This window comes from Streptomyces coelicoflavus (assembly GCF_003112555.1).
GTDB classification, from domain to species: Bacteria; Actinomycetota; Actinomycetes; order Streptomycetales; family Streptomycetaceae; genus Streptomyces; species Streptomyces coelicoflavus.
Genome location: NZ_BEWB01000013.1, coordinates 55,496 through 80,659 on the forward strand (window position 1 = coordinate 55,496; position 25,164 = coordinate 80,659).

At 71.3% G+C, this 25,164-nt stretch carries 21 protein-coding genes and 1 tRNA gene; 7 read left to right on the forward strand and 15 right to left on the reverse strand.

What is annotated here, in order from left to right; genetic code table 11:
* Window positions 1–42 precede the first annotated feature (42 nt).
* Both Sco07f_RS29365 and Sco07f_RS29370 read right to left on the reverse strand, forming a co-directional pair.
* The gene (locus tag Sco07f_RS29365) at window positions 43–963 is read right to left on the reverse strand and encodes a chitosanase (protein ID WP_054103385.1); all 921 of its coding nucleotides are present in this window, start codon (window positions 961–963) and stop codon (window positions 43–45) included.
* 13 nt (window positions 964–976) lie between these two features.
* Window positions 977–1,912, reverse strand: coding sequence for a rhomboid family intramembrane serine protease (locus Sco07f_RS29370; RefSeq protein WP_007448370.1), 936 nt, complete (start codon window positions 1,910–1,912; stop codon window positions 977–979).
* 154 nt (window positions 1,913–2,066) lie between these two features.
* On the opposite strand from Sco07f_RS29370, the gene Sco07f_RS29375 reads away from it, so the two are divergent.
* The gene (locus tag Sco07f_RS29375) at window positions 2,067–2,792 is read left to right on the forward strand and encodes a vWA domain-containing protein (RefSeq protein WP_007448364.1); all 726 of its coding nucleotides are present in this window, start codon (window positions 2,067–2,069) and stop codon (window positions 2,790–2,792) included.
* A gap of 9 nt (window positions 2,793–2,801) precedes the next feature.
* Here Sco07f_RS29375 and Sco07f_RS29380 read toward each other — a convergent pair whose 3' ends face one another.
* The gene (locus Sco07f_RS29380; RefSeq protein ID WP_167468263.1) at window positions 2,802–3,431 is read right to left on the reverse strand and encodes an SIMPL domain-containing protein; all 630 of its coding nucleotides are present in this window, start codon (window positions 3,429–3,431) and stop codon (window positions 2,802–2,804) included.
* 40 nt (window positions 3,432–3,471) lie between these two features.
* Window positions 3,472–4,371, reverse strand: a complete 900-nt coding sequence (locus tag Sco07f_RS29385; RefSeq protein WP_054103386.1) for a hypothetical protein — start codon at window positions 4,369–4,371, stop codon at window positions 3,472–3,474.
* A 137-nt stretch (window positions 4,372–4,508) separates the two neighbouring features.
* On the opposite strand from Sco07f_RS29385, the gene Sco07f_RS29390 reads away from it, so the two are divergent.
* The 4 genes from Sco07f_RS29390 to Sco07f_RS29405 all read left to right on the forward strand — a co-directional run bounded on the left by Sco07f_RS29390 (window position 4,509) and on the right by Sco07f_RS29405 (window position 10,431).
* Window positions 4,509–4,859 (forward strand): chorismate mutase, encoded by a 351-nt coding sequence (locus tag Sco07f_RS29390; RefSeq protein WP_007388351.1) that lies wholly within the window; start codon window positions 4,509–4,511, stop codon window positions 4,857–4,859.
* Window positions 4,860–4,997: 138 nt separating this feature from the next.
* Entirely contained in the window at window positions 4,998–7,496 is a 2,499-nt protein-coding gene (gene pepN, locus Sco07f_RS29395) for an aminopeptidase N (RefSeq protein ID WP_167468264.1), read from the forward strand.
* Between the two features lie 167 nt (window positions 7,497–7,663).
* Window positions 7,664–9,022, forward strand: coding sequence for a pyridoxal phosphate-dependent decarboxylase family protein (locus tag Sco07f_RS29400; RefSeq protein ID WP_108989628.1), 1,359 nt, complete (start codon window positions 7,664–7,666; stop codon window positions 9,020–9,022).
* Window positions 9,019–10,431: a lysine N(6)-hydroxylase/L-ornithine N(5)-oxygenase family protein gene (locus Sco07f_RS29405; RefSeq protein ID WP_108989629.1), complete on the forward strand. Its 1,413-nt coding sequence runs from the start codon at window positions 9,019–9,021 to the stop codon at window positions 10,429–10,431. Before Sco07f_RS29400 ends, Sco07f_RS29405 begins: the two co-directional genes overlap by 4 nt.
* 22 nt (window positions 10,432–10,453) lie before the next feature.
* On the opposite strand, the gene Sco07f_RS29410 is transcribed toward Sco07f_RS29405, so the two are convergent.
* Window positions 10,454–12,262 (reverse strand): bifunctional metallophosphatase/5'-nucleotidase, encoded by a 1,809-nt coding sequence (locus tag Sco07f_RS29410; protein ID WP_108989630.1) that lies wholly within the window; start codon window positions 12,260–12,262, stop codon window positions 10,454–10,456.
* Window positions 12,263–12,509: 247 nt separating this feature from the next.
* Between Sco07f_RS29410 and pyk the strand changes: the two genes are divergently transcribed.
* Complete coding sequence (pyk, locus tag Sco07f_RS29415; protein WP_007388347.1) at window positions 12,510–13,940, forward strand: pyruvate kinase; 1,431 nt, start codon at window positions 12,510–12,512, stop codon at window positions 13,938–13,940.
* Between the two features lie 47 nt (window positions 13,941–13,987).
* On the opposite strand, the gene Sco07f_RS29420 is transcribed toward pyk, so the two are convergent.
* A tRNA-Leu gene (locus Sco07f_RS29420) sits at window positions 13,988–14,061 on the reverse strand.
* A 101-nt stretch (window positions 14,062–14,162) separates the two neighbouring features.
* Between Sco07f_RS29420 and Sco07f_RS29425 the strand changes: the two genes are divergently transcribed.
* The gene (locus Sco07f_RS29425; protein WP_007388346.1) at window positions 14,163–14,819 is read left to right on the forward strand and encodes an ANTAR domain-containing response regulator; all 657 of its coding nucleotides are present in this window, start codon (window positions 14,163–14,165) and stop codon (window positions 14,817–14,819) included.
* Between the two features lie 78 nt (window positions 14,820–14,897).
* On the opposite strand, the gene Sco07f_RS29430 is transcribed toward Sco07f_RS29425, so the two are convergent.
* From Sco07f_RS29430 to Sco07f_RS29470, 9 genes are all read right to left on the reverse strand, one after another.
* Entirely contained in the window at window positions 14,898–15,614 is a 717-nt protein-coding gene (locus Sco07f_RS29430; protein WP_042822168.1) for an ABC transporter ATP-binding protein, read from the reverse strand.
* Window positions 15,611–16,567, reverse strand: a complete 957-nt coding sequence (locus tag Sco07f_RS29435; protein ID WP_042822166.1) for an ABC transporter ATP-binding protein — start codon at window positions 16,565–16,567, stop codon at window positions 15,611–15,613. Before Sco07f_RS29435 ends, Sco07f_RS29430 begins: the two co-directional genes overlap by 4 nt.
* Window positions 16,568–16,572: 5 nt before the next feature.
* Window positions 16,573–18,399: a branched-chain amino acid ABC transporter permease gene (locus Sco07f_RS29440; protein WP_108989631.1), complete on the reverse strand. Its 1,827-nt coding sequence runs from the start codon at window positions 18,397–18,399 to the stop codon at window positions 16,573–16,575.
* 5 nt (window positions 18,400–18,404) lie between these two features.
* Entirely contained in the window at window positions 18,405–19,337 is a 933-nt protein-coding gene (locus tag Sco07f_RS29445) for a branched-chain amino acid ABC transporter permease (protein ID WP_007388355.1), read from the reverse strand.
* Window positions 19,338–19,454: 117 nt separating this feature from the next.
* Entirely contained in the window at window positions 19,455–20,693 is a 1,239-nt protein-coding gene (locus Sco07f_RS29450) for a branched-chain amino acid ABC transporter substrate-binding protein (RefSeq protein WP_007388354.1), read from the reverse strand.
* Between the two features lie 287 nt (window positions 20,694–20,980).
* The gene (locus Sco07f_RS29455; protein ID WP_087793045.1) at window positions 20,981–21,577 is read right to left on the reverse strand and encodes a Tat pathway signal sequence domain protein; all 597 of its coding nucleotides are present in this window, start codon (window positions 21,575–21,577) and stop codon (window positions 20,981–20,983) included.
* The gene (locus Sco07f_RS29460; RefSeq protein ID WP_174855430.1) at window positions 21,574–22,002 is read right to left on the reverse strand and encodes a hypothetical protein; all 429 of its coding nucleotides are present in this window, start codon (window positions 22,000–22,002) and stop codon (window positions 21,574–21,576) included. Before Sco07f_RS29460 ends, Sco07f_RS29455 begins: the two co-directional genes overlap by 4 nt.
* A gap of 195 nt (window positions 22,003–22,197) precedes the next feature.
* Window positions 22,198–22,686, reverse strand: coding sequence for a PaaI family thioesterase (locus Sco07f_RS29465; RefSeq protein WP_108989632.1), 489 nt, complete (start codon window positions 22,684–22,686; stop codon window positions 22,198–22,200).
* A gap of 106 nt (window positions 22,687–22,792) precedes the next feature.
* Window positions 22,793–25,072: an FdhF/YdeP family oxidoreductase gene (locus Sco07f_RS29470; RefSeq protein WP_007448379.1), complete on the reverse strand. Its 2,280-nt coding sequence runs from the start codon at window positions 25,070–25,072 to the stop codon at window positions 22,793–22,795.
* Window positions 25,073–25,164 lie beyond the last annotated feature (92 nt).

Below are 25,164 nucleotides of genomic sequence, written 5' to 3' on the forward strand. Positions count from 1 at the left end.
GCCCCGTCCCCGACCGGACCATGGGCAGGCGCCGTCGCATGCTCAGGGCACGCGGTAGGTGTCCCCGTACATCTCCCACACCAGCGGCGTCGCCAGCTTCATGTTCCCGGCCGCCAGGAACCGGCGCTGGGCCGTGCCGACGCGGGAGGTGTCGATGCCCGGCCGCTTGGCCTCCATGGCCTGCTCGCGGACGTCCAGGAAAGCGTCCAGGTAGGCCTTCTCGGCGCCGCCCTGACCCGGCGTCCTCGCCTTCGCCATGGCCCGCTCGCGCAGCCCGTAGAAGCCCTCGGCGTCCGTGTCGGGGCCGTGGAAGACCATCGCGTCGTAGTAGACGAACTGGCCGAGCGTGCCCAGGCCGTCCAGCTTGGCCAGCCGCACCGCCGGTTCGAAGTAGACCCGGTCGCGCTCCTCCTCCTGGGCCGCGCGGAACGCCGGGACCTCCGCCTCCGCCTTCCAGGCCGCCGTGAAGCCCGGGTCCAGGCCCTCGTGGGAGTCGCTGCCGTCCACCTCGCGCAGGGCGGGCAGATAGCCGGCCAGGCCGTTGTCCGGGTGGGCCTCGGTGTAGCGCTCGACCAGGGTCAGCAGGTCGTGGGTGCCGGTGCAGAAGCCGACGATGCCCGCGGTGTACCCGTCGCCGTCGCCGACGTCCTGGATACTGCCGTAGGCGGTGCGCCACTTCGTGGTCGAGTTCTCGGCGCTGGACACGAGCTGCTGGGCCAGCTCCTTCTTCGCCGGTGCGGCGAGCCCCGGCGGCAGGTCGGCGATCAGCGCGTCGTCCGCCTCCCGCTCCTCCTCGGCCCGGTCCTTGGCGTCGTCGCGGGCGGACTTGGCGGTGGCCGGGGCCGACGAGGACGCGGCCGCCGCGGTGTCCGCCGGGTCCGCCGAGTCGTCCGGCACGGCGAGGTACACGCCCGCGGCGATCACGGGAAGGGCCCCGAGGAGCAGCACTCCGACACGTTTCACAGGGGGACACCTCTCATAGGGGAACACTTCCGCCGGTCAGTTCCGACACCTTCACCGCCGCCGTCACCGCCAGCAGCACCACCAGCCCGGCCCCCGCCCCGGCCTGCACCGCCACCCGGCGTCCGCCACGGGGTGCGTACGCGTACGCCAGGGCCAGCGCACCGCCCACCAGCAGGCCGCCGAGATGACCCTGCCACGAGGTGAACCAGGCGGACACCACCAGCCACAGCAGCAGCCAGGCCATGAAACGGTTGACCCGCCCCCGCTCGGCGCCCAGCCTGCGGTGCAGCACGTAGTACGCGGCCCCCACCCCGAAGACCGCCCCGGACGCGCCGACCGAGACCTGCCCCGGATCGGCGAGCACCAGCTCCAGGACGGAACCGCCGAGCGCCGACAGCAGGTACAGAACGACGAAACGAACCCGGCCGAGCATCAGTTCCACCACCCGTCCCAACTGCCACAGCACGACCATGTTCATCGTGATGTGCAGGATCCCGAACGTGCCCTCGAAGGGCGGCTGGTGCAGGAAGGCGCTGGTGAGCATCCGCTCCCACTCGCCCCCGGCGACACCTTCCACCCGCAGCGGCCCGGAGCTCAGGACCACGCCGTCGCCGACATAGCGGGTACCGTCCGCGCCGACCAGCCGCGCACCCACCATGGCGAACCGGTCCACGAGCTCCGGCCGCACCAGTTCCGCCAGGTACGCCAGCACGTTCAGCGCGAACAGCGCGTACGTCACCACGGGCGTCGTCGAGATCCTGCCCCCGACGAGGGTGCGGGCCTGCCGTACCGACCGCGCCCCCTCCTTCACGCACTCCGGACACTGGTGGCCGACGGGCGCTTCCCGCATGCAGTCCGGGCAGATGTACCGCTCGCAGCGGGTGCAGCGGACGTGGCACTCCACCGCGGGATGGCGGTAGCAGGTGGTGGCGGTGGACTCGGAATCCACGGGGCCGGCTCCTCGGGACGGGCGGACGGTGAGCCGGTGGGGACGGCGGCGAACAAAATAGCGAATGCCGGTGGACCGGGCGGGAGGCGGGGTGCGCCGTGCCGTACCCTCGGCACCCGGATGCCGCTGGGCGGCAGTGACGGGGGGAGTCCGCATGACCGCGATCAGTCTCACCAAGGTGCGGGAGACGGCGCCCGCGCTGGTCGACCTGTACAAGACCGCCGGGGTGTCGCTCACCAAGCACGGCATGGAGGGGACCCGGGCCGCGGTCTACCTCGTCGTCGACTACTCCGGCTCCATGAAGCCGTACTACAAGGACGGCAGCGTGCAGGCGCTCGCCGACCGGGTGCTGAGCCTGTCCGCGCACCTCGACGACGACGGCACCGTGCCGGTGGTGTTCTTCTCCACCGACGTCGACGCGGTCACCGAGATCGCGCTCGCCGACCACGAGGGCCGGATCGAGCGGATCGTGTCCGGCCTCGGGCACATGGGCAAGACCAGCTACCACCTGGCCATGGACGCCGTCATCGACCACTACCTGGACAGCGGCTCCCACCACCCCGCCCTGGTCGTCTTCCAGACCGACGGAGGCCCGATCAACCGGCTCGCCGCCGAGCGCTACCTGTGCAAGGCGGCCCCGCTGCCGCTGTTCTGGCAGTTCGTCGGCTTCGGCGACCCGGGCAGCCGCCAGTTCGAGTACCTGCGCAAGCTGGACGAACTCGCGGTGCCCGGCAAGCGGGTCGTCGACAACGCGGGCTTCTTCCACGCGGGCCGCGACCCCCGCAAGGTCACCGACGCCGAGCTGTACGACCGGCTGGTGGGCGAGTTCCCCCAGTGGCTGGCGGCCGCACGCGCCCAGGGGATCGTGCGGCCCGCCTGAGGACGGCGCTCAGTGCCTGAGGGAGAAGCCCAGCGCGACCCGGGCGGACACCTCCACCACGCCCGGAACCAGCGCGCCCGGCGGGCCGCCGCCCGCGGAGACACGGAACGCGGCGACGGGTTCCGACTCCACGTCCTGGATGTGCAGGACCGACCCCAGCCGCGCGTCCGCCGCCTCGGCGTACACCTCGGCCTTGCGGCGGGCCGCTGCCACGGCCCTGCGCCGCGCCTCGTCGAGGAGTGCGGACCGGTCGTGCACGTCGAACTCGACGCCGTCGATCCGGTGCGCGCCCGCCTCGACCACGTCCGCGATCAGCCGCTCCAGCCCGTCCAGCTCCTCGGTCTCCACCGCGTACGAGGCCTGGCACCGGTACCCGACCATCGTGCGGCGACCGCCGTGACCGTCGTACTCCGAGCTGAGGCCCAGCCGGGAACCCGAGACCGAGGCGTCCGGCACCCCGTGCCGCCGCAACGCCTCCCGCAGCCGGGCCACCGCCTCCCCGGCCCGCTGGAAGGCCTGCTCCGGCGTCGGTTCCAGGACGTCCACCGCCGGCCGCACCCGTGCGACGGACGGTTCGGCCCGCATCGTGCCCGAGCCGAACACGCTGATGCCCCAGGGTTCTTCGATCGCCTGTGTCATACGGGCATTCAAACAGCGCCCCCGCACTCCGCGCCCCCGATTACGTGTCGCACTCCAGCACCGTCCGGCACAGCCCGCACCGCGCCCGTACCCGGCCCCGCACCGGCACCCTGATCCGCTGGTGACACGTCGGGCAGGGGAACGACACCCGCAGCTGCCCCGGCGCCTGAGCCGTGAACGCGTACGCGTCGCCGTCCGCCGCCGCACCGGCCGCGTGCGGGTCCTGCGCGTGGCGGCGGTCCCGGGCGTAGCGGCGGCGGCCCGCCCAGCCGGCCGCGGTCAGCGGCGGCTGCTGCTCGTCCCGGCGCGCCCGGGCCAGCCCCTTGCTGTACGCCGTGTAGGCCTGGGGGCTGGTGAACCACACCGAGGGGTCCTCGCCGAACAGCCGCGCCCGCTTGGCCAGGACGTACCCGAACTCCTCCGGCGTCAGATACCCCAGCTTCTGCGAGGACGCCGAGTCCTCCCGGTAGGCGTCCAGGAGCAGCCAGCCCGCGCCCAGGTACGTCGTCGCCGTGTCGGTGAGGATCTCGTTGGCCCGGGTGCCGGGGAAGGACAGGTCGAGACGGTGGAGGTAGACGTGCATCACCTCGTGCGCGAGGGCCGCGCCGATGTCCCGGCGATGGGTGCGGAACCGGTCGTTCAGCTCGATGAAGTACTCCGGGCCGGCCGTGAGTTCCACGTTCGCCGCGTGGGTCATCTCGCGGAAGGAGACGATCATGCGGGCGTCGGGCAGCCGGTAGTGCCGCACCAGCTCGCGGGCCACCCGCTGCGTGCCCAGGTACAGGTCGTCCGTGTCGCAGAACGCCACGTCCACCGGGGCCACACTGGCCGAGAAGGTCCGGACGGTGTCGTACGACAGCCGCCGGTACAGCGCCGTGACCGCCTCCCGCACCGTCTCCAGGTGCGGGAACCCGTGCTCGACCGGTCCGCCGTTCGCCACGCCCTACCCCCAAGACGCCTGAACCCTGCTCCCTGAGCCCTGCCGGTCCCACTGTAGGAGCCGCACGGGGACCGTGCGGCGTTCAGCGCCTGAGACGGTCTGCGACAGCCGGGCCGCCACCCGTAGGGTGTGCGCCCATGACCACCAGCAACACCGGTACCGGTGCCGTCGAACCCGCGGTCCGCGAGGAGCTGGCCCGGCTGCGGGACAGTATCGACAACATCGACGCGGCCGTCGTCCACATGCTCGCCGAGCGCTTCAAGTGCACCCAGCAGGTCGGCCACCTCAAGGCCCGCCACCGGCTGCCGCCCGCCGACCCGGGCCGGGAGGCCCAGCAGATCGCCCGGCTGCGCACCCTCGCCGAGAGCGCCAAGCTGGATCCGGCGTTCGCCGAGAAGTTCCTGGGCTTCATCGTCGCCGAGGTGATCCACCACCACGAGCGCATCGCGGAGAGCAACGCCGCCGGCGACGCACCGGCCGCCGGCTGAGACCGGGTGCGCCCCCGCCCCGGGGGCGCGCGCCGGGGGAGTGCGACGCAGACGCGCGGGCGGCGCGGCGGACCGGACATACCGTACGTACCGAACCGCCTCTGTGCCCTGCCCACCGCATCAGGCAGCATGTCGTGCATGTCCGTACTGACGCGCGACGAAGCGCAGACCCGTTCCCGGCTCCTCGACGTCCACCACTACGCGATCGAACTCGATCTGACCCGTGGGGACGAGACCTTCGACTCCCGTACCGTCATCCGGTTCACCGTCCGCGGCGACACGGACAGCACGGACACCTTCGTCGAGGTCAAGCCCGCCGAACTGCGCACCGTCACCCTGGACGGACACCCCCTGGACCCGGCCGCCCTGGACGAGAACCGGCTGGCCCTGAAGAACCTCGCCCCCGGCGAGCACGAGCTGCGCGTCGACGCCGCCATGCGCTACTCCCGCACCGGCGAGGGCATGCACCGCTTCACCGACCCCTCCGACGGCGAGACCTACGTCTACACCCAGCTCTTCCTGGACGACGTCCAGCGCGTCTACGCCGCCTTCGACCAGCCCGACCTCAAGGCCGTCTTCGACCTCACCGTGACCGCCCCCGAGGGCTGGACCGTCCTCGCCAACGGCGTCACCGAGCACACCGGCGACGGCCGCTGGAAGGCCGCCACCACCCCGCTGATCTCCACCTACCTCGTCGCCGTCGCCGCCGGCCCCTGGCACTCCGTGCGCACCGAGCACCGGGGCCTGCCCTTCGGCCTCCACTGCCGCCGCTCGCTCGCCCCGCACCTGGACGCCGACGCCGACGAACTCCTCGAGGTCACCCGGGCCTGCTTCGACCGCTACCACGAGAAGTTCACCGAGCCCTACCCCTTCGACTCCTACGACCAGGCGTTCGTCCCCGAGTTCAACGCCGGCGCCATGGAGAACCCGGGCCTGGTCACCTTCCGCGACGAGTTCGTCTTCCGCTCCGCCGTCACCGACACCCAGCGCCAGACCCGCGCCATGGTCATCGCCCACGAGATGGCCCACATGTGGTTCGGCGACCTCGTCACGCTGCGCTGGTGGGACGACATCTGGCTGAACGAGTCCTTCGCCGAGTACATGGGCTACCAGACCACCGCCGAGGCGACCCGCTTCACCGACACCTGGACCGACTTCGGCGTCACCCGCAAGGCCTGGGGCTACGACGCCGACCAGCGCCCCTCCACCCACCCCGTCGCCCCCGAGGACGTCCGGGACACCGCCTCCGCCCTCCTCAACTTCGACGGCATCTCCTACGCCAAGGGCGCCTCCGCCCTGCGCCAGCTCGTCGCCTGGCTCGGCGAGAAGGACTTCCTGGCCGGCATCAACATCCACTTCGACCGGCACAAGTTCGCCAACGCCTCACTCGCCGACTTCATCGACTCCCTCGCCGCCGCCACCGACCGCGACGTCCACGCCTGGGCCGACGCCTGGCTGCGCACCACCGGCGTCGACACCCTCACCCCGAGCATCACCGGCGACAACGGCAGCCGCGCCCTCACCGTCCACCGCACCGGCGAGCGCCCCCACCGCATCGCCGTCGGCCTCTACGACCAGGACCCCGGCGAGGAGGGCCGCCTCACCCCGCGCGAACGGCTCGACCTCGACGTCCCGCAGGCCGAACCCCGGCCCATCGGCAAGCTCCCCGCCCTGGTCGTCCTCAACGACGGCGACCTGAGCTACGCCAAGATCCGCTTCGACGCCGACTCCTTCCGCACCCTGAGCGACAGCCTGTCCGGCCTGCCCGACCCGCTCACCCGGGCCGTCGTCTGGAACGCCCTGAGGGACGCCGTCCGCGACGGCGAACTCCCCGCCGCCGCCTACCTCGGCATCGCCCGCACCCACCTCCCGCACGAGACCGACCTCGCCCTCGTCGACGGCGTCCTCGCCTTCGCCGCCGGCCAGGTCGCCGACCGCTACGTCACCCCCGAGCAGCGGCCCGCCGCCCTCAACACCCTCGCCGAGCTGTGCCGCGACCTCATCCGCCGCACCGAGGACGGAGACCACCCCGGCCTGCGCCTGATCGCCGTACGCCACCGCATCTCCACCGCCGCCCACCCCGACACCATCGCCGCCTGGCTCGCCGACGGCACCGTGCCGGGCGGTCCGGAACTCGACCCCGAGCTGCGCTGGCGCATCCTCACCCGGCTCGCCGTCCTCGGCGCCACCGACGAGGCTGCCATCGCCGCCGAACTGGCGAGCGACCCGAGCGCCACCGGCCAGGAGGGCGCCGCCCGCTGCCGCGCCGCGCTGCCCGACGCCGACGCCAAGGCCCGCGCCTGGGACGCCATGTTCGCCTCCGACGACCTCTCCAACTACCTGTTCACCGCCACCGCCCAGGGCTTCTGGCAGCCCGAACAGGCCGACCTCGTACGGGACTACGTGCCGCGCTACTACACCGAGGCCGTCGCCCTCGCCGCCCGCCGCGGCCCCGCCATCGCCGACGCCGCCGGCCGCTGGGCCTTCCCCGCCCACGCCGTCGACACCGACACCCTCCGCCTCGGCCAGGAGTGCCTCGCCGACGCCGACCCGATCCCCGCCCTGCGCCGCAAGCTCACCGACCAGCTCGACGACCTGGCCCGCGCGCTGCGGGTACGGGAGGCACACGCCGACTGAGACCGGACGCGGCCGGTCCCCCCTGCGGGGCGGGGAGAACCGGCCGCGGCACCCGGGGCGCGGGCCGCCGGGATACCCCTTTCGGGTTGCGATCACTGAGCTGTCCGGCGTACACGCATCCGTGCGTACAAGCTGGAACCCCAGTCCCCGTGCCCCAAGGACGGCTCATGGGCATGCCGCCCCTCGCCTCGGGCCCGCACGGCAACGACGCCCTGCGGCCCCTGCTCGACACCGTGCTCGACGCCCTGCGCACCGGCACCGTCGCCCGCGGCGGCCCGCTGCCCCCGGGCGGCCCCGACACCGTCGCCGCCCGGGTGGCGGACGCGGCCGGCGACATCCTGCCGGACCGGGGCGACCCCGACGCGCTCCGCGTCCTGGTCACCGCCCTCGCCGAAGGCGCCGCCGACCCCGCCCACTCCCTGTGCGCCGCCCATCTGCACGCCCCGCCGCTGGCCGTCGCGGCCGCCGCCGACCTCGCCGCGAGCGTCCTCAACCCCTCCCTCGACTCCTGGGACCAGGCACCCGCCGCCTCCGCCCTGGAAGCCCTCGTCACCCGCGCCCTCGCCCGCGAGACCGGCGCCGCCGACGCTCTCGTCACCACCGGCGGCACCGAGTCCAACCAGCTCGCCGTCCTGCTCGCCCGCGAGAAGCACGGCGCCGGCCTGCGGCTGCTCCACGGGGAGAACGCCCACCACTCCCTGCCCCGCGCCACCCGGCTCCTCGGCCTGCCCGAACCCGTGGTCGTCCCGGCCCCCGCCGGCACCCTCGACCCCGCCGCCCTCGACGAGGCGCTCACCCGGATCCCCGGCCCCCACCTCGTCGCCGCCACCGCCGGCACCACCGACGCCGGGCTCATCGACCCGCTGCCCGAGATCGCCGACCGCTGCACCGCCCACGGCACCCGTCTCCACGTCGACGCCGCCTACGGCGCGGGCCTCCTCTTCAGCGAGCGGCACCGCGCACTGCTCGCGGGCCTGGAGGCCGCCGACACCGTCGCCCTGGACCTGCACAAGCTCGGCTGGCAGCCGATCCCCGCCGGGTTCCTCACCGTCACCGACACCGGCGACCTCGCCGCCCTCCGCCACCGCGCCGACTACCTCAACGCCGACGACGACACCGACGCCGGCCTCCCCGACCTCCTCCACCGCTCCCCGCGCACCAGCCGCCGCCCCGACGTCCTCAAGGCCGCCGTCACCCTCAAGACCCTGGGCCGCACCGGACTGGGCGCGCTCGTCGACGCGGTCTGCTCCCTCGCCGGGGAGTTCGCCGGGCTGGTCGAGACCCACCCCGGGTTCGAACTGCACGCACCGCCCACCATCAGCACGGTCCTGTTCCGGCCCGTCGGCGCCACCGACGACGCCGTCGCCGCCGTACGCCGCACGCTGCTCGGCACCGGCCGCGCCGTCCTCGGCCGCGCCCGCGCCGACGGCCGGCTCTGGCTCAAGGCGACCCTCCTCAACCCGCACGCCCGAGCGGACGACCTCGCCGCCCTCCTGGCCCTCGTGGAAGGACACACCCCCCGATGAACGCCACCCCGCACCCCGGCCCCGACGCCCCGCGCGACCTCGTCGGCATCGGCATCGGCCCCTTCAACCTCTCCCTCGCGGCCCTCGCCGACCCCCTCACCGGCCTCGACACCGTCTTCTACGAACAGCGCCCCGAATTCCGCTGGCACCCCGGCCTGCTGATCGACGGCGCACGCATTCAGGTGCCCTTCCTCGCCGACCTCGTCACCCTCGTCGACCCGGCCAGCCCCTGGAGCTTCCTCAACCACCTCAGGGCCAGAGAACGCCTCTTCCCCTTCTACTTCGCCGAACGCTTCCACATCGAGCGCGCCGAGTACGACGCCTACTGCCGCTGGGTCGCCGAGCGCCTGCCCGCCCTCTGCTTCCACCACCAGGTCGACGCCGTCCGCTGGAACCCCGAACGCGACCTCTTCGAGGTCGACTACACCCAGCTCGACGCCGACGGGGAGGCGGAGGCGCTCGGCCGCACGTACACCCGCAACGTCGCCCTCGGCGTCGGCACCGAACCCCACGTGCCCGACCCGCTCAGACCCCTCGTCGAGGACCCCGCCGTCCCCGTCGTCCACGCCGCCGACTACCTCCGCCACCGCGACACGCTGCTGGCCGCCGGACACGTCACCGTCGTCGGCACCGGTCAGTCCGGCGCCGAGGTCTTCCTCGACCTGCTCCGCCGGCGCCCCGCCGGCCGCGAGCGGCTGCACTGGCTCGGCCGCACCGAGGCCCTCGCCCCCATGGAGTACTCCAAGCTCGGCCTGGAACACTTCACCCCCGACTACACCCGCTACTTCCACGGCCTGGCCGAACCGGTCCGCGACCGCCTCGTCGCCGCCCAGTGGCAGCTGCACAAGGGCATCGACGCCGACACCACCGCCGCCATCCACGACGAGCTGTACCGCCGCACCCTCGACGGCGGCTGGCCCGACACCACCCTCACCCCCGGCGTCCACGTCCGCACCGCCGGCCGCGTCGGCGCCACCCAGGTCGAACTCCACCTCGAACACGAACAGCAGAAGACCCGCTCCCGCCTCACCACCGACGCCGTCGTCCTCGCCACCGGCCACCGGGAACGCCCCCTCGGCCGCCTCCTCGCCGGCTTCGACCCCTACATGCGGCGCGACAGCAGGGAACGCCCCCGCGTCGACGACCGCCACCGCCTCCTCCTCGACCCCTCCGTCACCGGCTCCGTCTACGTCCAGAACGCCGAGACGCACACCCACGGGGTCGGCACACCCGACCTGGGCCTCGCCGCCTGGCGCAGCGCGACCATCCTCAACGACCTCACCGGGCACGAGCCGTACCCGCTGCCCGGCCGCACCGCCTTCACCACCTTCGGCCTGGAGGACGGCCTGCCCCAGATCCCGTCCGCGCGCAACCACCGGGCACTCACCCCCCTGGTGGACGGAATCTGAGGCAGCCCCGCGCGACCCCGGCTCAGAAGACGGGCTCGCCGTCCCGCGTCAGCGACCAGTCCACGGACGCGAAGTCCTTCGGGTCCAGCACACCCTTCTCCGTCGCCCACTCCGCGATCCGGGTGCGGATCTCCGTCGACTCCGACCACAGCTCCCTGGCCGACGCCACGTGCGGGAAGGCGCCGCCGCCGTTGGCGCGGTAGTTGTTCACCGCCAGCACGAACTGCTGGGCGTCGTCCAGCGGAGCACCGGCGTGGGCGAGGTTCTTGATCCGGGAACCGGCCGCCTGCGCGATGTCGATCTCGTATGTCAGTCCCGAGACGTAGTCGTAGTTGTAGTCCGGGCGGCCGTTCGCGTTGGTCAGCTTGTCCACGTCCACCGGCGCACCCGCCGCCGTCCGCACGTAGTACTCCGCCGAGTACTCCAGGTACGCCCGCACCTGGGCGCCCGTCAGCAGCTTCGCGACCAGCGTGTTGTCGTAGACGTACAGGCTCGACAGGTCGCGGATCGTCACGTCGCCCGCCGGGATCTCGGAGGTCCGCGAGAACGGCGAGGCCTGGGCCAGCACCGGCAGCGACGCGTACTCCGTGCCCGCCAGCGCCTCCTTGACCACGTCCTCCTGCACCTTGGTGATCAGGTCGATGATCGGGGCGTCCTTGTACCGCGCCTCGACCGTGGTCAGCGTCTCGGTCGCCGTGCCGACGACCTGGTTGACGTACGCCACGACCTTCGCGTGCTCGTCCGCCAGCAGCTTCGTGATCCTCGGGTCGTCGTCGACCTCGTTGGAGTTGCGCAGCGACGCCTTCACCGACTCGACGTGCCAGCGGCCCCGCTCGAAGAACAGCTCGAAGTCGAACAGGGTGAGCCGCTCGGCGTAGCACAACGGCTCCGACAGCACGACCGTCTTCCCGGTCTCCTCGTTGACGACCTTCAGCTCGGCGATCTCCTCGTGCGCGTGCCCGACCAGGATCGCGTCGATGCCCGGCACCTGCCGGGCCACGTTGGCCGCCGCGTTCTCGACGTACGGGACCTGGTCACCGTAGGAGGACGTGCCCGAGGAGCCCGAGTGCGCCGACACGACCACGACGTCGGCGCCCATCGACCGCAGCTTCGGCACCCACTTGGCCGCCTGCTCCTCGAGCCCCGGGAAGGCCAGCTTCCCCTGCACGTACGCCTTGTCCCAGATCGCGATGCCCGGGTTGGTCAGCCCCAGCACCGCCACCTTCACCGGCGGCGCGCCCTTCACCCGGAACGTCTTCATGAAGTACGGCGGGAAGGCCGGCTTCAGCGTCTTCGCGTCGACCGCGTTCGCGCCGAGCAGCGGGAAGTCGCACTGCTCCTCGAACCGGCGCAGCGTCTCGATGCCGTAGTTGAACTCGTGGTTGCCGAGCGCCACCGCGTCGTAGCCGATGGCGTTCATCGCCTGCGCCATCGGGTGCACCGGACCGCCCTCGGCGGTGATCGGGTCGACCTTGGCGTAGTAGTACGTCAGCGGGGTGCCCTGGATGGTGTCGCCCGCGTCCACCAGCAGGGTGTTGCGGCGGCCCTTCTCCTCGCGCACCTGGTCCACCAGGGTGGAGATCCGGCCGAGGCCCTGGGCGTTGCCCGCCGCGTCCTGGTACTCGGCGTCCTTGAAGTAGTCCCAGTTGAAGACGTGCCCGTGCAGGTCGGTGGTGCCGAGCACCGTCAGCGCGAACCGCTTGGGCTTCCTGCGCCCCCGGTGCGCGGGGGCCGCCGCCTCGGCCGCAGGAGCCGCCGCCGCGCCGGCCAGCGCGACACCCGCCCCCGTCACGGCGGACCTGCTCAGGAACGTGCGGCGGTTCAACGGCATGACTGACTCTCCTCGGAGACCCGTGCAGACAGTGGCAACGCGCGTAGATTCTGTCCTGAACATGCCGCGTGTCAAGAGGTGGTGGCGGGCGCGCACGTCCCTCGACCGGCCCACGCACGCCTTCCGGACGCTCATCAGAGCGGCCCGGCGCACAATTCAACACTTGTCAATACCCCTTTACGCAAAGGTTGTTGAGTGGTCATGCGTGGCCAATTCGCTACCCGGCAGTAAGTCATAGGCTCGACCCATGCGCCGAGCAAAGATCGTCTGCACTCTTGGTCCTGCCACCGACTCGTACGACCAGATCAAGGACCTGGTCGACGCCGGAATGGACATCGCCCGTTTCAATTTCAGCCACGGCACCCACGGCGAACACGAAGAGCGCTATCGCCGTGTCCGCAAGGCGTCCGACGAGACGGGCCGCAGCGTCGGCGCCCTGGCCGACCTTCAGGGCCCGAAGATCCGCCTCGGCCACTTCGGTGAGGGACCCGTACTCCTTGAACGCGGCGACAGCTTCACCATCACCGTCGAGGAGGGCGTCGAGGGCGACCGCCACATCTGCGGCACCACCTACGCCGGCCTCGCCGAAGACGTCACCCCCGGTGAACGGGTCCTCGTCGACGACGGCAGGGTCTGCCTCGAGGTGACCGGCGTGGACGGGCCCCGCGTGCGCACGAAGGTGATCGAGGGCGGCATGGTCTCCGACCACAAGGGCCTCAACCTGCCCGGCGTCGCGGTGTCCGTGCCCGCCCTCTCGAAGAAGGACGAGGACGACCTGCGCTGGGCGCTGCGGGCCGGCTTCGACGTCGTCGCCCTCTCCTTCGTCCGCAGCGGACGCGACGTCCTCGACGTCCACCGCATCATGGACGAGGAGGGCCGCCGCCTGCCCGTCATCGCCAAGGTCGAGAAGCCGCAGGCCGTCGAGAACATCGAGGACATCGTCGCCGCCTTCGACGGCATCATGGTCGCCCGGGGCGACCTCGGCGTCGAGATGCCCCTGGAGCAGGTGCCGATCGTCCAGAAGCGCGCCGTCAAGCTCGCCAAGCGCAACGCCAAGCCGGTCATCGTCGCCACCCAGATGCTCGACTCGATGATCGACAACGCCCGCCCGACCCGCGCGGAGGCCTCCGACGTCGCCAACGCCGTCATCGACGGCACCGACGCCGTGATGCTCTCCGGCGAGACCAGCGTCGGCAAGCACGCGACCGACACGGTGCGCACGATGGCCCGGATCGTCGAAGCCGCCGAGGAGGACATCCTCGCCAAGGGGCTCCCCCCGCTGACCGAACGCAACAAGCCGCGCACCCAGGGCGGTGCCGTCGCCCGCGCCGCCGCCGAGATGGGCGACTTCCTCGGCGCCAAGTTCCTGGTCGCCTTCACCCAGTCCGGCGACACCGTCCGCCGCCTCTCCCGCTACCGCTCGCCCATCCCGCTGCTCGCCTTCACCCCGGAACCGGCGACCCGCTCCCAGCTGAGCCTGACCTGGGGCGTGGAGACCTTCCTCGGCCCGCACGTGGACTCCACGGACGCGATGGTCGACCAGGTGGACGAGCTGCTCACCCGCTACGGGCGCTGCGAGAAGGGCGACGTCGTGGTCATCACGGCCGGCTCACCGCCGGGGGTGTCGGGCACGACGAACCTGGTGAGGGTGCACCACATCGGGGAGGACGACAGCTGAACGGGTGTCACCGCTGCGCCTGGGGAGCCTTCGAAACGAAGGTAAAGTGCCCCGGGTGGGACTCGAACCCACACTGAATGCCTTTTGAGGGCATCGTCTCTGCCGATTGGACTACCGGAGCCTCTTCGAACCGAAGGTCAGTGTAGCCCCTCGGTGACTCAAACATACAGGAGCTAGGTAGGCTCTTGTCAGCAGTACCCCTGCCCCGAACGAGGAGCTCACGTGACCGCCCCCGAGTCGCCCCAGCCCGCCGACGTGACCGACGACGACCAGTCGCACGTTCCTCCGCTGACGACCCGTGTCGTCATCGCCGAGGACGAGGCGCTCATCCGGCTGGACCTCAAAGAGATGCTGGAGGAGGAGGGGTACTCCGTCGTCGGCGAGGCGGGTGACGGTGAGCAGGCCGTCGAGCTGGCCCGGGAGCACAAGCCCGACCTGGTGATCCTGGACGTGAAGATGCCCAAGCTGGACGGCATCTCCGCGGCCGAGAAGATCGCCGAGGAGAGCATCGCGCCGGTCCTGATGCTGACCGCCTTCTCGCAGCGCGACCTGGTGGAGCGGGCCCGGGACGCCGGGGCCATGGCGTACCTCGTGAAGCCGTTCAGCAAGAGCGACGTCGTACCGGCGATCGAGATGGCCGTCTCGCGGTTCACGGAGCTGAAGGCGCTGGAGAAGGAGGTCGCCGACCTCAGCCTGCGCCTGGAGACCCGCAAGCTGGTCGACCGTGCCAAGTCGGTGCTCCAGACGGAGTACGGGCTGACCGAGCCGGCCGCCTTCCGGTGGATCCAGAAGACCTCGATGGACCGGCGGATGTCGATGCAGCAGGTGGCCGAGGCGGTCATCCAGGACGCCGAGGAGAAGAAGGCGTCCAAGGGCTGATCCCCCGACGTACGGGTGAGGCCCGCGTCCCCGGTGCGGGGGCGCGGGCCTCACGCGTGTGCACGGTCCGCCGGGGCGTCAGTCCTCGCCGAGGTAGGCCTTGCGGACCGACTCGTCGTGGAGCAGGTCCCGGCCGCTGCCGGACAGGACGATGTTTCCGACCTCCATGACGTGGCCGTGGTCGGCCAGGGAGAGGGCCGCCTGGGCGTTCTGCTCGACGAGCAGGATCGTGGTGCCCTGGGACTTCAGCTCGGCGATGGTCGCCATGATCTTCTGCATCATGATCGGCGAGAGGCCCATGGAGGGTTCGTCGAGCATCAGCAGCTTGGGCTGGGACATCAGCGCGCGGCCCATGGCGAGCATCTGCTGCTCGCCGCCGGAGAGGGTGCCCGCGGCCTGCTTGCGGCGTTCCCCGAGGATGGGGAAGAGGTCGTACGCGTGCTGGATGTCCCTCTCGATGCCGGCCCGGTCGCTGCGCAGGAAGGCGCCGAGGCGCAGGTTGTCCTCGATCGTCATGCGCGGGAAGATGTGCCGGCCCTCGGGCGAGTGGGCGAGCCCCAGGGAGACGATCTGGTGGGCGGGGACCTTCTTGAGGGACTTGCCGCCGAACCTGATCTGGCCGCCGACCGGCTTGAGCAGCCCCGACAGGGTGCGCAGGGTCGTGGTCTTGCCCGCGCCGTTGGTGCCGATGAGGGTGACCACCTCGCCGGCGTCCACCTTGAACGAGATGCCTTTGACGGCCTCGATCTTGCCGTAGGCGACGCGGAGGTCCTCGACCTCGAGCAGTGCGGTCATCGGTCGTTCTCCTTGCCGGCCGCGGTGTCCGTGGTGGTGTCGGCCTCGGCGGTCTCCGCGGCTCCGGTGGCTTCCGCGGCTTGTGCCTGGGCGGCTTCGGCGGCCTCCACCTCGGCGGCCTCCGCGGCGCCGGGGTCGTCGGCGAGGGGCTCGCCGAGGTAGGCGGCGACGACGCGTTCGTCTCCCTGCACCGTGGCGCTGTCGCCCTCGACGAGCTTCTCGCCCTGGACGAGCACGGCGACGCGGTCGCAGAGGTTGAAGATGAACCGCATGTCGTGCTCGATGACGAGGACGGCGATGCCCTTGTCGCGGATGGCGAAGACCAGTTCCTCGGTGGCCCGCGTCTCCTGCGGGTTCATGCCGGCCGTCGGCTCGTCCAGGAGCAGCAGCCCCGGCTCGCTGGCCAGCGCGCGGGCGATCTCCAGCTTGCGCTGCTCGCCGTAGGGCAGGTTGCGGGCGAGATGGTCGGCCTTGGCGGCGAGTCCCACGAACTCCAGGAGTTCCAGGGCGCGTTCCCGGGACGCCTTCTCCGCCCGGTGGAAGCCGGGGCCGCGCAGCACGGCCGACCAGAAGCCTTCCTTGGTCCGGGTGTGGCGGCCGACCAGCACGTTCTCCAGGACCGTCATGTTGGCGAACAGCCGGATGTTCTGGAAGGTGCGGGCGATGCCCGCGGCGGTCACCTTGAAGGACTTGGCCGGCAGCACCCGGTCCTTGTAGCGGACCTCGCCCTCGGTCGGGATGTAGAGGCCGGTCAGGCAGTTGAAGAAGGTCGTCTTGCCGGCGCCGTTGGGGCCGATCAGGCCGACGATCTCGCCGCTGTTCACGGTGAGGTCCACGCCGTTGACGGCGGTCAGTCCGCCGAAGCGCATCGTGACACCGCGTGCGTCGAGGATGGTGGTGCCGGGGGCGGGGGCGCCCGGTGCGGTGTCCTTGGTGGTGGTGTCGGTGGTCATGGTGGTCAGGCCCCTGTCTTGCTCAGGACTGCGGGCGCTTCGTCCTCTTCGTGGAACTCCAGCTTCCGGCGCCGGTTGGCGATGAGACCCTCCGGGCGGAAGCGCATCAGCAGGACCAGCGCGAGTCCGAAGGCGAAGAGCTGGTAGTCGTCGAGGAACTGGAGCTTGTTGGGAATGAGGAAGAGCAGCGAGGCGCCGATGAGCGGGCCGGCGATGGTGCCCATGCCGCCCAGCACGACCGCGGCGAGCAGGAAGGCCGAGTTGGGCGGGGTGGTGCCGGCGAAGAGGTACTGCTCGGGGGTGACGGTGTAGGTCACGTGTGCCTGGACGGTGCCGGCGAGTCCGGCCAGCGAGGCGCCGACGGCGAACGCGATCAGCTTGACGCGGAAGCCGTTGATGCCCATGGCGAGCGCGGCGGTCTCGTCCTCGCGGATGGCGACCCAGGCGCGGCCGATGCGGGAGTCGCCGCTGCGCCGGAAGACGAGGACGACGACGGCCGTGATGACGAGCATCAGGAAGAAGTAGTTCGCGAACCGGCCGATGGTGAAGCCGCCGAACTCGTGCGCGATGCCGAGGTCGAAGCCGAGGACCTTGAGGTCGGGGATGGACGAGATGCCGTTGGAGCCGTTGGTGATGTCCGGGCCCGACGTGCCGTCCAGGTTGTTGGCGGTGATCCGGAAGATCTCGCCGAAGCCGAGCGTCACGATGGCCAGGTAGTCGCCGCGCAGCCGCAGGGTGGGGGCGCCGATGAGGACGCCGAAGACCAGGGAGGCGGCGGCGCCGACGAGGACGGCGCCCCAGAAGGGGAGGTGCAGGTCGAACGGGGAGCTGGGGGAGCCGGAGACCATGGAGGCGGCGTAGGCGCCGACACCGAGGAACGCGACGTAGCCGAGGTCCAGCAGACCGGCGAGGCCGACGACGATGTTCAGACCGAGGGCGACCGTGGCGAAGATGAGGATGTAGACGCCGATGGTGGCGTACTGGTCGTCGGACTGGGTGAAGGGGAAGCAGGCCGCCGCGATGAAGGCGCCGCAGACGGTGATGTTCTGGTGCCGTGCGGTGATCTCGGAGGCCTGGGCGATCAGGCCGGACTTGTTGAGGGCGGCGAAGCCGAAGCCGGCGGTGATGAGGAAGCCGACGAAGAGCTCGTCGTACTCGGTCCCGATGCCGTAGGTGAAGACGAACAGGCCGGCGGCGAGGACGGCGACGATGATCAGGATCTCGGCGTAGGACGGCAGGGCGCGCACGGGGCGCGGGCTGCCGGAGGCGAAGGCCGCCTTGACGATCTGCCAGTTGTGCGCGCTGGTGTGCTTGAACCGCTCCCAGCCGGTGTCGTCCGGGTCGAACGGGTCGGGTTCGGGGCGCTCGACGGGCAGGGCGAGGGAGCCGAGCAGCGCGATCAGGGTGACGGCGGCGGCTATGTAGCCGCCGGGCTCCAGGTTGACGAGGCCGCCGAGTTGGGTGCTGATCGCGATGACCGTGTACCAGGCGGTGGCGAAGGCGGCGAGCGCGGCGAACCGGAGGGCCGCGTCGGCGCCGGCCGGCACGAGCCAGCGCAGCCCCTTGACGCCGTACGACGCGAGGCCGATGAGGGCGGTGAGGGCGCCGGCGACCAGCACCAGCACCTGGAGGCCGCCCGGGTAGCCGTAGACGGTGAGGTCGCCGGGGAACTCCGCGGTCCAGGTCCAGGCGAGGAAGGTGGAGACGACCGTGAGGACGCCGCCGCCGGTGGCGAGGGCGCGGCCGATGTGCGCGGGGATGCCGATGAGGCCGGACGCGTCGCCCGCGGCGGGGGCACCGGTGTTCTTCGGCGCGGTGGTCTGTGTGGTCATCGGTGTCACGCCCTGTCCGCAACGCGTTCGCCGAGCAGGCCCTGTGGCCTGAACAACAGCACGAGGATGAGGAGGATGAAGGCCCAGACGTCGGACCAGGACTGGCTGCCGAACTTGTCCAGGCCGGGGATGTCGGCGATGTAGGCGGTGGCCAGGGTCTCGGCGACGCCCAGGGTGATGCCGCCGATCATGGCGCCGTAGATGTTCCCGATGCCGCCGAGGACGGCCGCGGTGAACGCCTTGAGGCCGAGGATGAAGCCCATCTTGAAGTCGATCTGGCCGTACTTGAGGCCGTTGGCCACGGCGCCGACGGCGGCGAAGACGGCGCCGAGCGCGAACGCGACCACGATGATGCGGTCGGTGTTGACGCCCATCAGCTTGGCGGTGTCCGGGTCCTGCGCGGTGGCCTGCATGCCCCGTCCGGTGCGGGTGCGCATCACGAAGAAGCCGAGGATGGCCATGCTCACCGGGGCGGCGATGAACAGGAAGATGTCGCCGGTCTGCAGGGTGACGCTGCCGATGTGGAAGGGGCCGCCGTCGATCTGCGGGAAGGTCCGGGCCGACTTGGCCTCGGGGTACCAGGCCCACACCGCCTGCTGGAGGGCGAGGGAGAGGCCGATGGCGGTGATCAGGGGCGCGAGACGGGGTGCGCCGCGCAGCGGACGGTAGGCGAACCGTTCCGCCCCGACGGCGACGGCGACGGAGACGACCATGGCGCCGAGGAGCATCAGGGGCAGGGCGATCAGCATGGAGGTGCCGTCGGGCAGGATGTAGACGTAGACCGTGAGCGCGCCGAAGGCGCCGGTCATGAAGATCTCGCCGTGGGCGAAGTTGATGAGCTGGACAATGCCGTAGACCATTGTGTAGCCGATGGCGATCAGCCCGTACATGGATCCCAGTAGCAGGCCGTTGACCAGCTGCTGCGGCAGTTCGTTCACCGCATGTCCTCCGAGACTTTCGGATAATCGACGGATGTGGCCGGATGCGAGTCCGCGCGGGGCGCCTGTGGAACAGCGCCCCGCGCGGCTCGTGGGCTGTGGTGCGGGTGTCCGGGGTCAGCCGGTGAAGGTGCCGGACTTCACGGAGCCCCACGCACCGTTCTCGACGGCGTACACGGTGAGCTGCTTGTTGGTGGCGTCACCGAACTCGTCGAAGGAGACCTTGCCGGTCACACCGTCGAAGGAGACGTCCTGCATGGCGTCGACGACCTTGGCCCGGGCGTCGCTGGGAAGCTTCCCGTCGTTGGCCTCGACGACCTTCTTGACGGCCTCGATGATCGCCCAGGCGGAGTCGTAGGAGTAGCCGCCGTACGCCTCGTAGGCCTCCTTGTATCCCTCGGCCTTGTAGTTCGCGACGAATTCCTTGGCGGAGGGGAGTTCCTCCACCGGGGCGCCGACGGAGGTCGCGAGGTCGCCGTTGCCGCTGGCGCCGGCGAGCTTGATGAAGTCGGCGCTGTAGATGCCGTCGCCGCCGACCAGCGGAATCTTGGCACCGGCGGCCTTGATCTGCTTGCTGAGCGGTCCGGCCTGCGGGTACTCGCCGCCGTAGTAGACGACGTCGGCGCCGGAGTTCTTGACCTTGGTGGCGACCGCGTTGAAGTCCTTGGTGTCCGGGTTGATGTGCTCGGTGCCGACCACCTTGCCGCCGAGCTTCTTGAACTCCTGGGTGAAGGTGGCGGCGAGGCCGGCGCCGTAGGTCTTCTTGTCGTCGATGACGAAGACCTTGCGCTTCTTGGAGTCGTTGTAGACGTACTGCGCGGCGAACGGACCCTGGATGGCGTCCGTGGTCGCGGTACGGAAGTACGACTTGTACGGCCGGACCTTCTTGGTCTGCCAGTCCACACCCTGGGTGAGCGAGGGGTTGGTGTTGGCGGGGGAGACCTCGACCAGTTTGGCCGTGTCGAAGACCTTCTGCATGGACTCGCCGACCGAGGAGTTCAGCGGACCCACGACGCCGAGGACCTTGTCGTTGGCGACGAACTTGGTGGCGTTCTGCTGGCCGACGGAGGGCTGGCCCTGGTCGTCGAGGGCCTCGACCTTGAAGGTGACGCCTTCGACGGTCTTCTCCTTGTTGGCAGTCTTGGCCGCGAGGTCCGCCGAGTTCTTGATGCCGAGGCCGAGCGCGGACAGGTCGCCGGTCAGCGGGGCGTCGACGCCGATGACGACGGTGGTGCCACCGCCGCCGTTGCCGGAGTCCGAGCCGCCGCCGTCGTCGTCGCGCGAGCCGCAGGCGGTGAGGGTGAGCGCTCCCGCCGCCAGAGCGGCGGTGATGGCGATGAGCGAACGTTGACGCACGATCAGTCCTTTCCCTGGCACGGCCGCTTCCCCGTGGAGGCGGTCGAGTCGAGCGCGAGGCCGAAATGACAATCCGACGGCGCGGTGACTGGCCGTGACTCTAAGCGTGTGTAGGGAAGGTGGAGGAGGGTCTGACTCAGGCTGTGACTCTCTTGTTATGACACCGGGTATTGCAGAGCGGTACTGGCTGGGAAGAAGGGCTGAATTCAGGCCGATTCGCCCTGTCCGCATGCTGAGAACCCGCAGGACCGACGGTGCGTGTTCAGGTGTCTGGGGCGTTTTGGTGATTACCTGGAAACGTTGCCGCAGGCGACCGCAAGGGTTCGGGAGAGGTCCCGCGCATAGCGCGTCCCCAGGATGAAACTGTGCGCCTCTATTGCGCGCGCATTACGCAGCGTTACATCCAGGAAAGGGAGTCCGGGATTCCGGGGCGCTTTTTCACATTCCGTCACCCGGAGCGTGACAATGATCTTGCGGGCGGAATGCGATTTTGTCTGGAAAGGTGCCGCGGGGGAGGAGGTCGCCGACAGGCCGTCGTAGGGCTGGGTCAGCCGCGTCACGGTGACGGGCGGGCCCGACCGCACGCTCAGCAGCACCGTGAAGCTGAAGCCGTCGGCCGCGGCTCCGGGCGGGCCGGTCACCGGCGCCACGTAGACGAGGTCGATCGCCTGCGACGGGTAGGGCGGCGGGGGAGCGGGACGCGGCTGCGGCCGGCTCGCGTACAGGTAGCCGCCGCCCGCCAGGGCGACGAGGACGGTGGCGGAGGCGAGGACGGTCCGGCGGTGGCGCTCGTAGCGCAGGGCCAGCCGTCCGCGCGGCCGGGGCGGCGGTGTCTCCCGGACGAGGGTGTGCTCGCCGGGCTCGACGGGGCCCACGCCGCTCATGACCGCCACGGACCGCGGCTCGGACCGCCGTCGCGGTACCTCTCGGTGCATGCCTCACGCGTCTGACGGCCGATCAACTCTTCGGCTGCGCGAACGCCTTGGGTCCGCTTAGCGGCCCGTGCCGCCTCCACGACCTGGCGCAGGATGTCGTACTGCCGGTTGGACAGTCCCATCGACTGATAGTCGCCGTACGGTTCGCCGCCGTCCAGCATCTCGTGCGCCCAGTACCCGACGGCGCTCACGCACAACTCCGTGCCGGACAGGGGGCGCGGGGGCCCGGACGTCGCCGACGGCGCGGGCACGCTGTGCGCGGCACCGGCGGAAGCGCCCACCGGGTCACCGGAGCCGCCGCAGCCGGCGGCCGCGACGGCCATCACCAGCCCCAGTGCCGCCAGTCCCGGCCGGAGCACCCCTCCCCGTCCCATGGCCCGACGCTAGGGCGCGGGACGAGCGGGGGCAATGCCGCGGTCAGGAGTGCGCCCCGCGGTCAGGGGGCGTGCCACGGTTAGGGGGCGTGCCACGGTCAGGGGGTGCCGCGGACCCGTGGCGCGCGGGCCCGGGGCGCGCGGCACGAGGGTGCTGACGGGCCGTCACGGGGCCGCCGGGGGCGGGCGTACGGCTCAGCCCGCCTTGCCCGCCCCGGCCCCGTCGCCGGGGTTCACGTCCCGCAGCAGGCAGGTCAGCCGGGCGGTGCACACCCGGCGGTCCTGCTCGTCGCTGATCACGACCTCGTACGTCGCCGTCGACCGCCCCCGGTGCACCGGCGTGGCCGCCCCGGTGACCAGGCCGGAGCGGACGCCGCGGTGGTGGGTGCAGTTCAGGTCGACACCGACGGCGATCTTGGAGGCGCCGCCGTGCAGCATCGAGCCGACCGACCCGAGCGTCTCGGCCAGCACGGCCGAGGCGCCGCCGTGCAGCAGCCCGTAAGGCTGGGTGTTGCCCTCCACCGGCATGGTGCCGACGACCCGGTCGGCCGAGGCCGCCACGATCTGGACGCCCATGCGCGTCCCCAGGTGCCCGGCGGAGAACAGGGCGGGCAGGTCGACGCCGAGCGCGGCGTACTCGTCGATGACCTCCTGCGGGAACTGCACCTGCTGCTGCTCGCCCATGGGCCGGCTCCGTTTCGTCGATCCGTCCGTGCGTCCGCCCGCCTGCCGGTCGCGGTGACCGGCAGGCTGCTTCGCATCGCTTCGCTTCGGTTAGCTGAGCAAACGCTCAGTCGGTCGCCGATTGTTCCAGACGGACGACCACCGACTTGCTGGCCGGGGTGTTGCTGGTGTCCGCCGTGGCGTCCAGCGGCACCAGGACGTTGGTCTCCGGGTAGTACGCCGCCGCACAGCCCCGTGCCGTCGGGTAGTGCACGACGCGGAAACCGGGCGCCCGCCGCTCCACCCCGTCCCGCCACTCGCTCACCAGGTCGACGTACGCACCGTCCGCGACGTCCAGCTTCCGGGCGTCCTCCGGATTGACCAGGACGACGCGGCGGCCGTTCCTGATCCCCCGGTAACGGTCGTCCAGGCCGTAGATCGTGGTGTTGTACTGGTCGTGCGAGCGCAGTGTCTGGAGCAGCAGCCGCCCCTCGGGCAGCTCGGGGAACTCGACCGGCGCGGCGGTGAAGTTGGCCTTGCCCGTGGCCGTCGGGAAGCGGCGCTCGTCGCGCGGGGCGTGGGGGAGCGCGAAGCCCCCGGGATGCGCCACGCGCGTGTTGAAGTCCTCGAAGCCCGGCACGACACGCCCGATGCGGTCACGGACCGTCGCGTAGTCCTTCTCGAACTCCTCCCACGGCGTGCGGCTGCCCTCGCCCAGCACCCGGCGGGCCAGGCGGCACACGATCGCCGGCTCGGACAGCAGCTGCCGGCTCGCGGGCTCCAGCCGGCCGCGCGAGGCGTGCACCATGCCCATGGAGTCCTCGACGGTGACGAACTGCTCGCCGCCACCCTGGAGATCACGCTCCGTGCGGCCCAGCGTCGGCAGGATCAGCGCCCGTGCGCCCGTGACGGCGTGCGAGCGGTTCAGCTTCGTCGACACGTGCACGGTGAGCCGCGCACGGCGCATGGCCGCCTCGGTGACCTCCGTGTCGGGGGACGCGGAGACGAAGTTGCCGCCCATGGCGAAGAAGACCTTCGCCTCGCCGTCCCGCAGCGCGCGGATCGCCCGTACGACGTCGTAGCCGTGCTCGCGCGGCGGGGCGAAGCCGAACTCCTTCTCCAGGGCGTCCAGGAACGCGGGCGCGGGCCGCTCGAAGATGCCCATCGTGCGGTCGCCCTGCACGTTGGAGTGGCCGCGCACCGGGCAGACGCCCGCACCCGGACGTCCGATGTTGCCGCGCAGGAGCAGGAAGTTCACGACCTCGCGGATGGTGGGCACCGAGTGCTTGTGCTGGGTCAGGCCCATCGCCCAGCACACGATGGTGCGCTTCGAGGCGAGCACCATGCGCAGCGCCTCCTCGATCTCCGCGCGCGTGAGACCGGTCGCGGCGAGCGTGTCGTCCCAGTCGGCGGCGCGGGCGGCCGCGGCGAACTCCTCGTAGCCGTGCGTGTGTTCCTCGACGAAGGCGTCGTCGACCGCGCCCTCCGTCTCGAGGATCAGCTTGTTGAGGAGCCGGAAGAGGGCCTGGTCGCCGCCGAGCCGGATCTGCAGGAACAGGTCGGTGAGGGACGCGCCCGCGGTGAGCCCCTTGGGGGTCTGCGGGTTCTTGAAGCGCTCGAGACCGGCCTCGGGCAGCGGATTGACGCTGATGATCCGCGCGCCGTTCGCCTTGGCCTTCTCCAGGGCGGAGAGCATCCGCGGGTGGTTGGTGCCCGGGTTCTGGCCCGCCACGATGATCAGATCGGACTTGTAGAGGTCCTCCAGCAGGACGCTGCCCTTGCCGACGCCGATGGTCTCGGACAGGGCCGAGCCGGACGACTCGTGGCACATGTTGGAGCAGTCCGGCAGGTTGTTGGTGCCCAGCTCGCGCGCGAAGAGCTGGTAGAGGAACGCCGCCTCGTTGCTGGTGCGTCCCGAGGTGTAGAAGACCGCCTCGTCGGGCGAGTCCAGGGCGGTGATCTCCTCGGCGACGATGTCGAAGGCGCGCTCCCAGGTGACCGGCTCGTAGTGCTCGCCGCCCTCCGGCAGGTACACCGGGTGCGTCAGCCGGCCCTGCTGGCCCAGCCAGTAGCCGCTGCGGGTCGCGAGGTCGGCCACGGGGTGCGCGGCGAAGAACTCCGGGGTGACCCGGCGCAGGGTGGCCTCCTCGGCCACCGCCTTCGCACCGTTCTCGCAGAACTCCGCCTTGTGCCGGTGGTCGCCCTCCGGCCAGGCGCAGCCCGGGCAGTCGAAGCCGTCCTTCTGGTTGACGCTCAGCAGCGTCAGCGCCGTCCGCCGCACGCCCATCTGCCGCTGCGCGATCCGCAGGGTGTGGCCGATCGCCGGGATGCCCGCCGCCGCGTGCTGCGGCTCCGAGACCTGCGGCGCGTCCTGAACCGGGTCGCCCTTGGGCGGCTTGGTCGCCATCGCGCGCTCCTTCGCTTACGCGTTGTGAAGTAGGTCTCCGATCCTCGCACGCGCCGGTCACGGCGAGGCTGCTCGGGGCGGGGCGGGGCGGG

What these genes read in the sequence shown, in the direction of transcription:
- Sco07f_RS29375 (WP_007448364.1), top strand. Translation starts at nt 2,067, where the DNA reads ATGACCGCGATCAGTCTCACCAAGGTGCGGGAGACGGCGCCCGCGCTG.
- Sco07f_RS29380 (WP_167468263.1), bottom strand. Translation starts at nt 3,431, where the DNA reads ATGACACAGGCGATCGAAGAACCCTGGGGCATCAGCGTGTTCGGCTCG.
- Sco07f_RS29390 (WP_007388351.1), top strand. Translation starts at nt 4,509, where the DNA reads ATGACCACCAGCAACACCGGTACCGGTGCCGTCGAACCCGCGGTCCGC.
- pepN (WP_167468264.1), top strand. Translation starts at nt 4,998, where the DNA reads ATGTCCGTACTGACGCGCGACGAAGCGCAGACCCGTTCCCGGCTCCTC.
- Sco07f_RS29400 (WP_108989628.1), top strand. Translation starts at nt 7,664, where the DNA reads ATGGGCATGCCGCCCCTCGCCTCGGGCCCGCACGGCAACGACGCCCTG.
- Sco07f_RS29405 (WP_108989629.1), top strand. Translation starts at nt 9,019, where the DNA reads ATGAACGCCACCCCGCACCCCGGCCCCGACGCCCCGCGCGACCTCGTC.
- Sco07f_RS29410 (WP_108989630.1), bottom strand. Translation starts at nt 12,262, where the DNA reads ATGCCGTTGAACCGCCGCACGTTCCTGAGCAGGTCCGCCGTGACGGGG.
- pyk (WP_007388347.1), top strand. Translation starts at nt 12,510, where the DNA reads ATGCGCCGAGCAAAGATCGTCTGCACTCTTGGTCCTGCCACCGACTCG.
- Sco07f_RS29430 (WP_042822168.1), bottom strand. Translation starts at nt 15,614, where the DNA reads ATGACCGCACTGCTCGAGGTCGAGGACCTCCGCGTCGCCTACGGCAAG.
- Sco07f_RS29435 (WP_042822166.1), bottom strand. Translation starts at nt 16,567, where the DNA reads ATGACCACCGACACCACCACCAAGGACACCGCACCGGGCGCCCCCGCC.
- Sco07f_RS29440 (WP_108989631.1), bottom strand. Translation starts at nt 18,399, where the DNA reads ATGACCACACAGACCACCGCGCCGAAGAACACCGGTGCCCCCGCCGCG.
- Sco07f_RS29455 (WP_087793045.1), bottom strand. Translation starts at nt 21,577, where the DNA reads ATGAGCGGCGTGGGCCCCGTCGAGCCCGGCGAGCACACCCTCGTCCGG.
- Sco07f_RS29460 (WP_174855430.1), bottom strand. Translation starts at nt 22,002, where the DNA reads ATGGGACGGGGAGGGGTGCTCCGGCCGGGACTGGCGGCACTGGGGCTG.
- Sco07f_RS29465 (WP_108989632.1), bottom strand. Translation starts at nt 22,686, where the DNA reads ATGGGCGAGCAGCAGCAGGTGCAGTTCCCGCAGGAGGTCATCGACGAG.
- Sco07f_RS29470 (WP_007448379.1), bottom strand. Translation starts at nt 25,072, where the DNA reads ATGGCGACCAAGCCGCCCAAGGGCGACCCGGTTCAGGACGCGCCGCAG.